Genomic DNA, 14892 nt, shown 5'->3' with positions numbered 1-14892 from the left:
CTTTAGAACATAGATTATAATATAAATTTCCTATGAAATAAATATTCATTTTATTTCAACTAAAAAATTTCGAAATGACACTACATTGAACTCTATTTTCTTACTTTTAATAAAATCATTTAATAAGTTGACCTTTTCTATCATCAAACCCAGTAGTAACTTTATCTTATCTTCTTTCAAATTAAAAAAATTATCATTTGTTATGCTAATACGAATTCCTAACGCTTTTTCATTCTGTCTGTAATCAATTGGTTTTTTGTCTATCTTTATTGCTAAATTATCAATAGGATTTAAATAAAATTCAAATAACACCAAATCAATATTGCCTTCAAAGTTATGAGTATTAACTGAAGAAAGTCTTTCCTCTAAGCCATTTTCTCCCCAAAGCAATTTCTGAAATTCGTTTCCTTGCTTTTCAATAACTTTATACCCCTCTGTTGTAGTACTAAATGTAGGATATTCTGTTGCTAAAAAAAACTTTATCATTATTATAAAATAAATTAATGCATATTTTTATTCAAAGGACCTCTATTGACTTGATTTTTCTTAAACTCCCATTGCCAAGCTTTCAGCCTATTTTCAAAAAGTTTCACTGGTTTCATCACTTTATCGGCCATAAAAGCTTTTGTATATCGAGTAAGCGGATCTACTTTTGAAGTTATTCCATTTTTAAGAAAATTTCCAGCTTTATCATATAGTTCATAGCCCCAAGTTGGTTTTAAGCTTTTTAATGAATTTCCATGTACAGGTTTAACAATACTTTTAAAAGCTCCCGCTGGTCCAATAGGAACTGTACCCGCAAGAGGTGCTATTCCTGTTATCTTACCATCAGCATCTACATTGTACGTTAGTCGTCCTTCTGTCCACGTTCTGCCGCCAAATATTCCCCACAGAAAAGGTTAATTCCCCTATAAAATGGAATTTTCTATCTGTTGAAAGCATAATTATTTTGATTTAATTAGTTTGACAACTTTCAATGTAAAATATAGCACCATCGTGACGAATTGATATTATCCAATTTAATTTATCATCAAAAATATCAATATCATCAGCAGAAGGAAACCAAATATCATTAAAATATTTACAAAAATCTTCAGAAGAAAACTTATCTATTGTCTGAAAATTGTCCCAATTAACATACAAGCGACTTCCTATTGTGATTTGGATATTTTTTAAAACATTACAAAAATTGAAATTCTCATTTTCTGCATTTATTAAATTAAAAAATAGCTGCTTCTTTCTTAGACTCTTTTCAAAATCATCTTGAATCAATTTGAATTTATGAATGATATTATACTTTATTTCATGACATTTGTCTTCGCTTATCTTGAAATAAGGAGGAAAATCAATACCATATTCTTTTTTAAATAATTCTTTCTTAAAGTTTTCCATATTTAGTTTTTTATTGGTATAGCACCTTTAATACCTCCTTTACCTTTTTTACCCAATGTATAATCCCAATAATTAATATGGGGAAACTGTTCTGGTGAACCAGCAGGAGCATTTGGATGGGCTGGGTCTAATCTATATCCTTTTACTGGGGTTCCTCGTTTTGGACTTCCATATTTACCTACAGCTTTAGGCAAAGTTTGTGAAGGGGTTAATCCTATTTCGGACTTTACTTTAATTAACGCATTTTTTGTTCCTGATAAACTTCCTTTAGCCTCCCCTTTTAACACGTCATCCGCCGCTCTTCCTTTGCTTAAAATAATGGCAGCTGCGCCTAAAGCATAAGCAGCATATCTGTTCTTTGGTTCACTGTTGGCAATTAATATCCCTAAAATATCCCAAGGACTGTCCATCATTACCAAAGCGGGACTTGGCAGTGGAGTATGATGGTTTGGATATATTTGTCCATTTCCCTTATTATTTATTGGTGTTGGAGATGGAGACCCTCTTCTCGGTCCCGGTCCTTGCTGGTTAGGATAAGGATCTTGTACCGCATCATTCATCATATCATTAGAGCCGTGCTCCTGTGCTATATCTTCCATAGAATCACCATAAGATCCGCTACCATCGTGAAATCCACTGCGGATAGCGAAATCCATTCCCCATCTAAAATTTATAATATCATCAAACGTAGAATTTGTACCTCCCGCATTACTCCAATGAAAATCAAAATCAAATGATCCCGGAAAATCATATCCTCTATCCGAATCATGATAATAGTCCCCTCCACCATAGTTATCATCTTCATACATTCCTGTAGGATCGGTTACAGATACCGGGTTGTTAAAAGCATATCTGAAAGGTGATAAATCGGGGCTTAACTCTGCCAAAGGATCGACGTTGAACCACCTCCCCAGATCGGGCATATAGTTCCTCGCCCCGAAGTCGTACATTCCCGAGTTATGCTATCTTTTTGCCTTCTGGCTTATTAAGTAATATGTCCATTTTTTGGTAATCACCCTCGCTAATAACTTTTTCTATTTCATTATAATCCTCTTCTAATTGATAGACTGACAAAAATGCGTCCTCATACCATCGATTCCTATCGTTTTGAATTTTTCTTTATAATATTCTTAATAAATCAAACCATTCTGTACCTACAATTTCAACTTGTACACTACTCTCAGATTCTTCAACTTCCCAAAATGTAATTGCATTAGAAAAATTTGTACATACCAACGTTACTCTATAAAAATCTAAATCTTGGAAGTTAAAGGAAGAATTAAAAAATTGTATTGAAGGAAGGATAAGCAATCCACTATCGAAAGAGAACTCTGAAATTAAGAAGCATTCGCAATCAGAGTTAGAAATTTGTTTAATAATATCAATAATATCAATTTTGTTGCTCTCAAATATTTTAGATTCTTTTACATTTTTAGAAAAAACCTTATACTTTTCACAAACCTCATCTGTTTTTTCGATAGATAGCAGCGTTTCCTCCATTACTGAAAATGAACACAGATAATTCATTTGGCTAAGATGCTTTTTCATGTTTGTTTTGCATCTAATCATTCGTTGTATTCTGGTTTCCATATGTAGGTTAGTAATCTCTTTTAGACTTTGTTTTGTTTCGTAATTTTGGCCAACCAAAATTATTCAATTTTGGACTTCCATCTGGATTTGTTTGAATTGGACCAGCTTCCCAATGTGGGCCATGATTATCATCGAGTGTTTGTTGAAGTGCTTTTTTTCATATTGCTCTCGTTTGGATATATATTTTCACAATAATATTTCTGTTGTCATTCTAGCATCTGAAAAATATTCTATCTTGACATCTGACAATTCTTCGTTAACAATTTTAGCAATCTCTAATCCTTCTTTATCAAGTTTATCAACATTACACCCGTCAGAAAATCCATTATAGTGCTCATCTTCGTAATTTAATAGCCATTGTTCAATACGATTAATAGTATCAACGGATAAACCTAATTTTTTTATATCAACGTATCCGCCGTTATACTTGTCTCTAATTCCGGTTCCATTTAAGGAAGCGGCAACAACTAAATATTTCATTTTTTCTTTTTGTTAGGTCTAAAAAATCTATGATCAATAACTCCATCATTTTTAACACCAATTTCAAAAACTCCATCTTTATCATTCATTGAGCCTGCTTTTTGATAAATATTATATCCCCCGCTGCGCAAAGTCCCCGCTGCGCAAAGTCTCCCGACTTTGAGCCACCGACCTTTCTATTCATCATAATTATTGTATTTCCAAAACTCGTTTTTTCCCAATGGATCGATTACCGGATTTTCCGCAATTTCAACTTCCACAAGTCCTTTGTCGGTAGAATAATTGGTGGCGGAAGAATACAGGTAGTGGTTTGCCTTTTCAACAATTCCTGCGCGTACGGGATTTAGGTGGATGTAGTTCAACTTGTCCCTCATAAACTTTAGGGTAAATATTTCTTCGGCATGGTTTCCATACTGCCAAACCTGAAAGTTTTTATTCCTCGAGTGGGTTTCTGTTGGCTTTGCAAATCGTTCCAAAATCCAGTCCCGTCTGCTTTCGGGTTCGGTATGTAGGGTTTCTAAAATCTGTTTTGCCGTGAACTTTTTAAAGTCACGGATCAGGTCGGAGAGTTGGTTGGTTTCCGACTGCACGACCAGGTGGATGTGGTTGCTCATGACCACATATCCAAAAACCACCATTCCCTTATTCTTGATACAGAAGTTGAGACAGTCAATAATAATATCACGATATATTTTTCTGGAAAAAATGTCGATCCAATCTACAATGGTACATGTAATGAAGTGCGGTTTTTCTTGATCTCTGATAATGTATCCCTCTTTCATGGCATTGCTTTGCTCAAAGATAGAGATTTTTTTGTTGGCTCAAAAGTCGGGAGACTTTGCAGCTGGTGATACGAATTTTCCACCTTCTGATCCAAAGCGGTCAATATACGATCTTGGCTTTAATGTGAGATTAATTTCATCTTATCCATACTGAAATGATTTACCCCAAGAAGCAGCGAGAATGTTAACCTGTTAAATGATAATATTATTTGATTTTAAAAAAAACAGGATATCTTCTTTAGTCCTTTGTGGAATATTAGTTTGAAGATCGGGTATATCAATACCATAGAGATAAATGACCATTTTCCATATGATTTTTTCATCATTTAAATCATCATAAAACAAATTATTTTTATCATTTTCTGTGATTAATTTCCATGCCCATCTGTCAGCTTCTTCTAAAGTAATTAAACCAGAAATAATATTTCTGTAGACATTTTTAACATCTTCAATTTTTACTACCATTTTCCAATATAATTTCCGTTATTATCAAATCGGTAATGTATTTTAACTCCATTCCCAAATTCAGGTCTTACTTGTATTATTTGTTTTTGTGAATTTAGAGTTTCAAACCAAGTTCTTTCAAAAATAAAGGATTCCGATTCAGTAATTGTTGTTATATATTCTGTTTTCATATCTACGGAACTCTTACTAATATTCCCTTTTCAATCAATTTAAATATAGGCTCTGAAAATCTGTATTGTGTCCCTAATCCTGGATTTCCAAAATACGGAGTAACTATAGACGCCTTAACGTCAATAGGCACATTGGACTTTATATAAATAATAATCATTGTTAAAACTTCCTGGTGGCAAAGCCCTTGCTCCACAATCTATTCCTGCTGGTGATACGAATTTTCCACCTTCTGATCCAAAGCGGTCAACATACGATCCTGGCTTTAATGTGAGATTAATTTCATCTTATCCTTTCCTTAATGCAATTTTCTAACAAAATTGTACAATTATAAGTATTACGGTAAAGTAATTTCGCTAGGAAAGAACTTAAAAGTTCCTGTGAAATATTTATAGCCGTTACAACTGTAATTACGAAAACTTGATATTTTTTGTTTGTCACCTTCCTTTAAGAGATTAAATACAAAACTAAAATTGTCATCTTGAAAAACAATAGTTTTCCCGCTTCTATATCTTTTGATTTTTAAATAATATTTTTTCTCACTTCTTTTTTCTAAAAATTTGGGTTGAATTGAATCTTTCAAATCCAGATATTGTTGAACTAACTTGCATTTGGAGTTTTTAAAAATTGATGTGTCCCTATAATCAGAAATAATAGCGAAAGATTGATGCAAGGAAACGAGTTCCGATGAACTTGCATCTATCTCATCTTTATAGTAGAAATTAGATAAATAAGGAAATTCAACCATTAAATCCAGATCTGAATCGTTCTTAATATTTAATATGAGTAATGAATCAGTTTTATTAATTGATGGATGGATTATCAATTCATTTACTGGCTGATTCTTGCAGGAAAACAGAAACAAAGTAGAAACTATCACTAAAATTACCTTTTTCATAAATTAAAAATTAAAGGGTTTTATTAAAGGGGTAAGTAACTTATCCAATGCGGGTTGAGAATTTTGAAAATAATATAATGGAATACGCCATGGAAGTTTTAACCATGGATTCTTGTTGAATAACTCAATCGACATCTTTCTTATAGAAACATGACCATTATTATCAAGATATCTTGCATACATTCCCATGTTTGTACTAACTCCACTTGCTGCTAGCGCCGCGCTTTTAGAGTTTTGCAGAATGACATGTGCCGTCTCGTGAGTTATCGTATCAACAAATTGAGACTTGGAAGCAAACGCAGCTTTCGACATATAAATATCGTTTGAAGGGAAAGTTACTCCTAAAATTTCTCCTTTTGCCACATTCCTTTCTAACCCCCAAAGGTTATCCCACCAAGACTTTTTGTAAAAAAGACCATCAGCAGCAACACCATATCCTTCTGGAGTTTTTAGATATATATTTCTGACTCCATAGTTCCCTAAACCTCCATAAGCATCTTGAAATTCCTGAATAGTTCCATATGAATATTTAACATTTTCCGAACCATTTCCAATATCGTTAATTGGACTATCCGATAGTCTGTACTCATGATTCCCTGCACTTATTGTAGCGGCTTTGACAATTTTAGCAATCCCCCAACTTATTCCAGCTATTGAACCCCCAAATGCCGCTCCCCTCAACACTCCCTTTAGGAAATCGGTGCCATTAAATAGTGCGTCAATTCCTCCTCCAAGTCCGCCCGTCAGAGCACCGACTCCTGTGGTGGCAAAAAAACCTGTCGCGCTAAAAACATTGGCTAAACCACCCGTAGCAAATCCCGAGACAGCACCCAACAGGACAGATTTTGCAAAGCCACCCCAACTCCAGTTATTGGTAAACAATCCCTTTGCAACATAAATGGCCGCACCAATTCCTGCTCCTACAATGGCCGCATATATAGCTGGGCCAATGTAAGTAAGAAAGAAACCTGCAACCCAAAACTCCCCGCTCGGGTCGTTATACAGCAATGGATTATTCATTACATAGCCATACTTGTTGTAATTCTGGGTATTAAAGGGGTCCTGGATATTCTCGTCCGCATTAAGGAACCTCCGTAGTAGGGGGTCATACAGTCTGCCGTTCATATGGATCAGCTGTACCCCCATCAGCAGTTCGTGGCTCGTATATCCGCGATCTACCAAAAGTTCCCCAGTATAATTGTCTGGGTCATATAATCCACCCGCAATTCTTAGACTGGTTAATTTCCCCCACGCGTCATAATGTCTCCTTTCCACAGGATATCCGCCCTCACTCACAATAGCCAGGATGTTGCCCAAGTAGTCCTTGTGCAGGAAATGTACAGATGTGGTGGAGCTACCAAAGCTTCTGATATAAACGATATTGCTCTCATAAGGCGAACCCCCAACGTAGATTACGTGTTTTTCTTGGCCCCACTTGTTGCGCTTAATTTCAAAACTAGCATCCTCGCTGTAGTACTTTGTGAAGCTTGCGTTCTGATTGTTTTCAAATTTGCCGCCATAGTACATCACCTGCCTGTTTGCACTAAGACCGTACTCGAAAGCGTAGTCGTTTTGGCGGCCCCTTATTTTTACTGGGTCGTTATTTTCATTGTACTTAATGTTCTGAAGCAAGATGTTCTGCCCACCGATGCCATAATTTGCCATCCCGTTGGCGTTGAGCTTGATGTTCGAAGCACGATAAACATTTCCGCCAATATTGAATCCTATATTACCTATTTGGTCATTGGCGGTAATTCTTCCTTTTTCATCATAGGTGTTATAGGATGTCTGTCCTGTTTTAGGGTTGGTCCAGCTGGTGAGTCGGTTATTGTTATCGTAACCGAAAGTTTCATTAAGTCCCGAAATATAGTTATACCGAAGAGATAGCTCATTTTTTTGTCCCTCGAAAATATAATAGTTGTTAATTATGGTATCGATTGGCGAAATGTGCTTGGCAGTAGATATATATCCTAACTGTGAATAAGTATTGGTAATCTGCGTGGCACCGAGTTTGGCATTTTCAACCTGTCCCTTCGCATTAGTAGATTGTAGTTCCCATAATAATTTTCCATTTCCCTTTTCCTTTACCTGATATAGTGAACCGTCCCAGGGGCTGTAAAAGTTTTCAATCTCTACAGAAGTGGTAACTCCGTTCGATACGATTTGCTTTTTATAACTCTTGATGTTTCCATAGGAATCATAAACCGTATCCCAATTACGGAATTCCCTTCCTTCTAAATATTCTGTTGACCCCCAAAATCTGCCATTGGAGTAATATCCGTAAGCGGTCGTGTAAGATTTTCCGTTTGACGTACCGGATTTGGCCGCTATCTGCCAGTATTGGTTATAGGAAAAACTGTAATTTTTAACGGTTGCGACATTGTCATTCGATCTTTCTTCTACGGAATCCAGCAAACCATTTGACCTATAAGTATATTTTTTGTATCCATTCTTGCTAATTTCCTTTCGAATATCGCCTGCACCAGTATATTCATAAGAATATTCGCCATTTGCTGGATCATAGAAAGCCGACTTTCTGCCCCATTCATCATATGAGGTCTTAACAATATTTCCCCCATAAGATGCCTTGGTTTGCTGGCCATTTGCATTGTATTCGAAAATTATATTTCCGCCTGGGTCAGAAGAGTTTATGGTATTCCCAAGTGCATCTGCAGTTTTTGTATAGGTTCGCAAATATCCGTTCTTTTCGGTTGTCGTAGTCACTCTTCCCGATACTGCTGTTTCAATCTCCTTTCCATTATATGGCTCTTTAGCGGTAACTTTCGCAGGAAAAAAACTGTCATTATAACTAATTATACTACCGTAGGAGCTTGCGTAATTAGATGAAATGCTATTCTCAAAATAGGGAATGCTTTCATAAGTTATTCTGCCTATATTATCATATTTTGTTTCTTTGGACACATATTTATTTTGTTCAAAAGCTTTTGTAACCGTTTTATAGTTTTGCCCAAGTGCATTGACAAACTTTATGGCTATGCTCCCATCGGGATTGTTCTGAGTCGTCCTTAGATTATATGAACTATCTCTATAATAGTCATAAGTTGTGGTTCCTGAGAGGGTGCTGGTAGATGCGGTTGGTTTTCCCCAATTATCATAACTGTTGGTGACGATATTGCCGAAGACATCTGATTCTGTTAGGATTTGTCCCCAGTCGTTGTATGTATAATTGGTCTGTAGTCCCAGATTGTCAGTCTTCCTGATGACGAACCTTCCTTTTGGTTCGTACTGAGCTTGGCTGGAAATGATTTGCGCATCTACGTAATTAGTTATTTCCTTTTTTGTGATATTTCCAAAGCCTTGTGCAGAGCCCTCATCATAATAATATTTTTCCCTAATCCAACTCACAGTGTTGTTATCAAATTTCGTGAGAGTTTCAAGGAGGTTGTTATTATAGGTATAGACTTCCTTAGCCCATTTTGTGTCACCGTAGGCGTCCACTCTTTCTATTTTGTAATCTGGTCTCCCTATAAAATAGTTTTTACCTTCGCCTGACTGATTGTGGATATAATTTAATTCGGTCGTTTTCTTGGCAAAACTTCCGTTAATTGTAGTTTCGGTTAATTTGGGCAGATAAAATTGGTCGTAGGTAATGGTGGTTTCATACGTTATATTTTTTTGGAAATCTTTTGTAATATTTGTCTTAGGCACTATGGCCTTTATAGCATTATAGGCAATTCCTGTAACCAGGTCTATTTGATAGGTAGTTTGCTTTAGGGTTAGAATTTGCGAATTATTAACCGACAAATCGAAAATTTGATCTTCATTATTTGGTCTTACGCTCCATTCTTTAGTAGGTACAGAGTCGTTTAATGGGTCAATCTCTATTCCGCTCCATACTTTAGTGTTTTCCAAGCCATCCGCATACCAAGAGCTACGTGCTGTTTGGCGAAAACCAACCATACCTCTTCCATGCAAATGCGTGATCATGCCTCTATAGCGGAAATCCTGCTTCCTTCCGGCCTGCGTTATTTGGGAAACCGCAAATGTCTGCGGAAGTCTATCCAGCTCCATATAGGGATATTGCTCAACTTTAGCAGGTGCGTAAAAATTGCTGTTTACAGATGGGTCCAACTCTTTGTAGTTGATAGAGGTAGTTATACCGCCTTGATTTATTGCGGAAATATTTTTATCGCTTCCCAAATTATAATGGAAGTAGCTAATAATTTTTCTGTCATTGGAATTGGCGAGTGAATTCGAAATAAACAATATTTTTGAATTGGTATTGTTTATTCTAAAATCTCCGTATATCGGAAAAATCGCATTTCCTCCTCTATGGTTGGTCAAGAGGCTTGTCAGCTTATATGACCATTTGAATTGGATGTTGGTTGGATCATATTGAAATTCGTTTAATTTAGTAAGAATTAAATTACTGAAACCGCTTCCCTGTGTATTATAACCTGCATAAAGACTCAAAAAATCTGCCTTGCCATCATTATCAATGTCAATGATACCATTGTGGGACTTTTCATAGTAGCCGTTCTGTATGTAATTGCTATTGTAATATTCAATAAAACCCTGAAATGATTCCGATAAAGTTTTCCCGTTATTTAAATAGAATGAATATCCTGCAATATGACTATCAGATCCAAGATTTTTTTCTAAAGGCGTTATTATTTCAATATTTCCGTCTCCGTTTAAATCGCCAAACTTTACTTCATTTCTGAGACCCTTAATAGAATGTCGTTGTTTGAGTGTTAAAACATATTTGTAGTTGCCACTATTTCCAATTTTTTTTACGAAATATTGCGATACCACATTAACCGGAGTATTTACGCTCCGTTGTAAAACTGCATTGGAATACTTATTTCTTGTGTAATATGTTACATTCGTACTTTCATAATTATTATAATTTGGGGCTTCAATTTTTATTATATCCAATACTTTATCATTGTCAAAGTCCATTGCGAATGCAGATTCCAGCGCGTTGGTAGTGGTTGGCGTGTTTATTTTTGTAAATGTATTGGAGGCGAAGTCGTCCTGGTCAATAATCACGTATCGGTATCCTAATTCCACAGTCACCCATTCATACGGATATGGATTTTGTCGCTTGTAATAACCCTTATCATATAACGTAAAAATCAATTCCGAAACCCCGTCTAAATTCACATCAATATCTTTGGGACTCATGGCATCGGATTTTATATAGTATCCATAATTTGCCGGTGGGAACTGGGGATAAGAAGAACCAGCCAAATAGTCAGTCGGATTGATAAATTTGGAGTGCTCTAAAACAAGAGGGTTATTTAAAGTGTTCAACAAGGCAGGATCGAGATTAATGGAATAGCACTTTATCTCTATCCCGCCGTTACTTTGTGGATTTGATGGACTATCTATATTTTTTATAGTGACTAAACCTTGTCTCGCTTTAACGATATTGTTGGACGGCTTGATGGTAAAATTTGCAAAACTCGAAAAATCTGAAGAAGGTCCCAGATATAAAAATGGTGACGACTCATTATTTAATTTGTCAAAATATAAATAATATCCTTCGGGTTTGCCATTTTGGGCGGTTTGCTTTAAAATAAAGTCTATCAAACCATCACCATTGTAATCACCGGATCCGACAACATCGCTAAAATCTACGAAAGATTTTTCCTGCATGCTGGTCGATAGTTTTTTGGTAGAGAATGTTGCGGGATTAGCTGCTTCATTTTGCGAATTAAATACCTTTATAGTGTCTGCAAACTGATAGCCCACAACTTTATTATTGTCATTATTTACGATATCATTATTATAACTAACAACATATTTTTTAAACTGACTGCCACTGGAAGATACGACAACACTCTTTAACAATTTATCTTGAACGAACTGTATCCCATTTAAATAGGCGTTCTCCTTTAAGTCTCTTCCGATATAGTTAAAAGAAATGGTATTAAAGTGGGGTTTCCCCAGTTCCTCATTTCCTCCCCATTGTATGGAAGAGATCACCGATACATTATTTGAGAGTAAATAATTGTAGGTAATATAATTTCCCTGTGCATCCTTCCATTTTACAATATTATATTCCAAGGGAGTACGCGCGCTACTTGCCCCATTTGTGGTAGCGCCATACCAAGCCTGTGAACCATCCTCAAATGTTACTTCCCAATATTCAGGACCTTGCCATTCCTGTCCGGTAACCGAACCTACCGCTTTAACTTTAATATTGGAGTATTTCTCAGTTGTCGAAAGAGCACCATTCACCCCAGTATTTACGGGTCCGCTTCCGCCGCTTTTATAGATAAGTCTTTGACCGTTAAAGCTATAAAAATCATTGTTGTTGAATCTAATACCTTGAAACTCACCGTCTTTTTCAATAGTTTTACCCATACGGGAGATACTGGTCAATCCTGAAATATTCCAGCCATAACCAGCAATCCCAGTGCCTGTTCCGCTTGTATAAATAAGATTTATTTGCGGAGCAACACTTTTTATTCCTGGTGGTGTTTCAATAGGTAGGGTATATTGAAGCTGGCCATCAACATTTACTTCGATATTTCCTTGAGTATCATGAACAGATGGTTGGGCATAATGTAAAATGCCTAATGTAATTAATAAAACAAAATAAATCTTTTTCATCACATTAATTTTTGGTTACAGTCCTGTTATAAACACCTCCATCAGATAAGTTGAAACGGAGGTAGTATACACCGTAAGGAAGATGCCCCATTTTGAAAACATATGAATTGGAAGGTAAAGATCTGATATTAACCGCTTCGTAAATCGTAAAAGCATTGTACGGTAGTAGCTCAATACTAACAATGTAGTCCTGAATACTCAAGTCCCAAATTACAGTCAGATTATCCTTAACTGGCACAGGTCCCGCTTTAATATTGTTTGCCACAATTTCTGAAACAGAGGAAGGTGTTTGTTCGGAAGGCCTGCAGGATACACAAACTATTCCGTCTGGGCCTCGAAAGATTTGATTTCCCGAATCATCGTAAGCAAAAATAACAACACTTGGATCAGCTGCGGGAGGTTGCGCAATTGCAATCTGAGGACGCTGAGAGAAAAACAAAGTACTTGAAACAATTGCAAAAAATTGGATAGCTCTTCTCATATTTTTTTTTTTTGAAATTAACATATTTTTACAACTTTTAAGCAAAATTTAATTTTTTTATTCTTTTAGCTTTCTCAATATCTCTAACATGCTACCAATCAATGTTTTTGTTAGAAACAATTCGTACAATTCTATTTTTTTATTAATTAATGGTGGTAAAAAACCGAAAAAGTTAAACAGCTGTTTTTCATTGTAAGCTAATACAAGTAGAATATGTCGATATTACATAAAAAAATTGGATGTAAAGCGAAACGTTTTCAATTTTTCTACCTATGTAAAAAATAAAGGAAGATTTCAAAATATTTTGCGTGAATGTTATCTTAAGCTACTGAAAAATAGATAAATACGTGTATTATATACATTACGGGGTATTCAGTCATTTTAATGCGGTCTTTTGGGGTGGGCGGGTCTTTCACCGGCCATACTCAGCCGCACCAAATCCTCAAAAAGAAGCGGCTTCAGATAGAGGATCCGTCCCCTGATCTTGATATAGCGGAAGAAGCGTTCCTTTCTGTAGGTGCGCATCGTCCGGTCGGTTACGTTCAGGAATTTGGCTACCTCCACCTCGTCCACAATCATCGTCTCGTCCAGGGGGAAAGCCCCATTGCTAATCCTCCGCAACAGCAGTTCCTGCTCCCTGCGCAATTGTTCAAGCTGCGCCACGCTAAATGATATTATAGTCTCCATGGTCGTTAGTTTGAACATTCGAAATTAAGGACTTTATCCATACGAAACTACCGTCTTTTAACGGTGTTTTCACCCATTTGTGGGAATGCGCCACGAGGCGCATTCAATCTATTCCAATCCATTCTAAATCCATTCTATATCCAATCTAAATCCCATCTCAATCCCCAAAAATTTCCACCAATCCTGTACGAATGCGCCACCAGGCGCGTTCAATCCCTCCCAATCTGCCATAGAAAAAAATAGCGGAAAGATATACAAAGCATAGCGGAAGGATAGCGGAAGGATAAGCAAAGGATAAGCAAAGGATAAACAAGGGATAAGCAAAGGATAAAGAAAAACAACGAAAAGTATAGGAATCTACTGATAATCAACAATATACTGACACGTAATGGAAAGTTTCGGAAAAAAGCGGAAAGAGGAAAGAAACCCGCAACTTGCCGCCCTACCTTTACCCCAGTATTAACCCCCAAAATTTAAAAAGATGGGAAAATTATCTAACTCACTACTATCCGGCTCCTACGGCCGCACCGGCCGTTTAGTTGTAGCCAACGTGGGAGGTACAGAAATCCTCCGGCACCGCCCCAGAAAGCAGGGGCAGACAACCAACCCCCGACAGCTGCTCGTACAGCAGAGGATGAGGGAGGCGTACAGTTTTCTAACCTCCTACAAGCACTTCGCCACGAAGTACTTTGGAAGAAAGATCGGGATGAAGTCGCCCTACAACATGGCGATGGCGAATCTGCTCAACGCGTTCGAACTCGACTACACACTGATGCAGGTCGTCCCTGTCTATGGCGACATCAGTTTCGCAAGGGGTAGCCGAACGCAGGCAATCGCCACAGGGCTCACTTCCGCTGCTGCAAACTCGTTCACGCTGCAGTGGATGGACAACTCCGGTGGCAACCCTGTCTTGCAGACCGACCGCGCACAGATCCTCTATGCTGCCGAGGGCGAAAACACATCGGTCTTCATGGAGAATGTCGCAACCCGGCTCGAGGGCACCTTTACAGCGCCGCTCACTCCCGACTGGTCCGGAAAGACCGTGCACGTCTGGCTCGCCTTCCTTGCAGACGACGATTCTGCGGTATCCAACTCCATCTATGCGGGCAGCGTGGTGGTAAGTTAGTAGGGCGGTGTACAGCCCCCTTGATCCGGCAAAAGCATTGAACTCATTTTGCCGGATCATTTTGTATCAGCGAGAGTGTCAATAAAATTCTCTTGAATAGATACGTTTTATTGTAGGTTATAACTTCTTATGAAATGTCCATCCAAATTAAGAAACGTTGGTGTGGCATCGATGTAGTTTCTCTTATTTCCGCTTTTCATGACCAATTTCATAATGTAGGTCACAAAAATTCCGTACTTTT

General features: G+C 37.1%; 14 protein-coding genes. 1 reads left to right on the top strand and 13 read right to left on the bottom strand.

The features are described from left to right. Nucleotides 1-45: 45 nt before the first annotated feature. The 13 genes from MTP09_RS09920 to MTP09_RS09870 form a co-directional block, all read right to left on the bottom strand. On the bottom strand, nucleotides 46-486 hold the full coding sequence (locus MTP09_RS09920; RefSeq protein WP_243548253.1) for a hypothetical protein: 441 nt from the start codon (nucleotides 484-486) through the stop codon (nucleotides 46-48). Nucleotides 487-954: 468 nt separating this feature from the next. Further along, nucleotides 955-1392 carry a hypothetical protein gene (locus MTP09_RS09915; RefSeq protein WP_243548252.1) on the bottom strand — a complete coding sequence of 146 codons (438 nt, stop codon included), beginning with the start codon at nucleotides 1390-1392 and terminating at the stop codon, nucleotides 955-957. 2 nt (nucleotides 1393-1394) lie between these two features. Then, nucleotides 1395-2315, bottom strand: a complete 921-nt coding sequence (locus MTP09_RS14465) for a hypothetical protein (RefSeq protein WP_317618780.1) — start codon at nucleotides 2313-2315, stop codon at nucleotides 1395-1397. 196 nt (nucleotides 2316-2511) lie between these two features. Beyond that, nucleotides 2512-2940, bottom strand: a complete 429-nt coding sequence (locus MTP09_RS09905) for a hypothetical protein (protein ID WP_243548251.1) — start codon at nucleotides 2938-2940, stop codon at nucleotides 2512-2514. Between the two features lie 228 nt (nucleotides 2941-3168). After that, on the bottom strand, nucleotides 3169-3462 hold the full coding sequence (locus MTP09_RS09900) for a hypothetical protein (protein ID WP_243548250.1): 294 nt from the start codon (nucleotides 3460-3462) through the stop codon (nucleotides 3169-3171). Nucleotides 3463-3638: 176 nt separating this feature from the next. Next, the gene (locus tag MTP09_RS09895) at nucleotides 3639-4244 is read right to left on the bottom strand and encodes an REP-associated tyrosine transposase (RefSeq protein ID WP_243548249.1); all 606 of its coding nucleotides are present in this window, start codon (nucleotides 4242-4244) and stop codon (nucleotides 3639-3641) included. A 192-nt stretch (nucleotides 4245-4436) separates the two neighbouring features. Beyond that, nucleotides 4437-4709, bottom strand: a complete 273-nt coding sequence (locus MTP09_RS09890; RefSeq protein WP_243547757.1) for a hypothetical protein — start codon at nucleotides 4707-4709, stop codon at nucleotides 4437-4439. Between the two features lie 172 nt (nucleotides 4710-4881). After that, a complete protein-coding gene (locus MTP09_RS14570; RefSeq protein ID WP_396022219.1) occupies nucleotides 4882-5037 on the bottom strand; it encodes a glycohydrolase toxin TNT-related protein in 156 nt (51 codons plus the stop codon). Then, nucleotides 5000-5158 carry a TNT domain-containing protein gene (locus tag MTP09_RS14565; RefSeq protein WP_396022255.1) on the bottom strand — a complete coding sequence of 53 codons (159 nt, stop codon included), beginning with the start codon at nucleotides 5156-5158 and terminating at the stop codon, nucleotides 5000-5002. Before MTP09_RS14565 ends, MTP09_RS14570 begins: the two co-directional genes overlap by 38 nt. A 56-nt stretch (nucleotides 5159-5214) precedes the next feature. Further along, the gene (locus MTP09_RS09885; RefSeq protein ID WP_243548248.1) at nucleotides 5215-5775 is read right to left on the bottom strand and encodes a hypothetical protein; all 561 of its coding nucleotides are present in this window, start codon (nucleotides 5773-5775) and stop codon (nucleotides 5215-5217) included. 3 nt (nucleotides 5776-5778) lie between these two features. Beyond that, the gene (locus MTP09_RS09880) at nucleotides 5779-12357 is read right to left on the bottom strand and encodes an RHS repeat-associated core domain-containing protein (protein WP_243548247.1); all 6579 of its coding nucleotides are present in this window, start codon (nucleotides 12355-12357) and stop codon (nucleotides 5779-5781) included. A gap of 4 nt (nucleotides 12358-12361) precedes the next feature. Further along, a complete protein-coding gene (locus MTP09_RS09875) occupies nucleotides 12362-12838 on the bottom strand; it encodes a hypothetical protein (RefSeq protein WP_243548246.1) in 477 nt (158 codons plus the stop codon). A gap of 381 nt (nucleotides 12839-13219) precedes the next feature. Continuing rightward, on the bottom strand, nucleotides 13220-13525 hold the full coding sequence (locus tag MTP09_RS09870) for a helix-turn-helix domain-containing protein (RefSeq protein WP_243548245.1): 306 nt from the start codon (nucleotides 13523-13525) through the stop codon (nucleotides 13220-13222). Nucleotides 13526-14006: 481 nt separating this feature from the next. Between MTP09_RS09870 and MTP09_RS09865 the strand changes: the two genes are divergently transcribed. Further along, the gene (locus MTP09_RS09865; protein WP_243547723.1) at nucleotides 14007-14651 is read left to right on the top strand and encodes a DUF6266 family protein; all 645 of its coding nucleotides are present in this window, start codon (nucleotides 14007-14009) and stop codon (nucleotides 14649-14651) included. Nucleotides 14652-14892: the final 241 nt, after the last annotated feature.

The organism is Chryseobacterium suipulveris (assembly GCF_022811685.1).
Classification (GTDB): Bacteria; Bacteroidota; Bacteroidia; order Flavobacteriales; family Weeksellaceae; genus Kaistella; species Kaistella suipulveris.
This window is presented reverse-complemented; position numbering and strand designations above follow the sequence as displayed.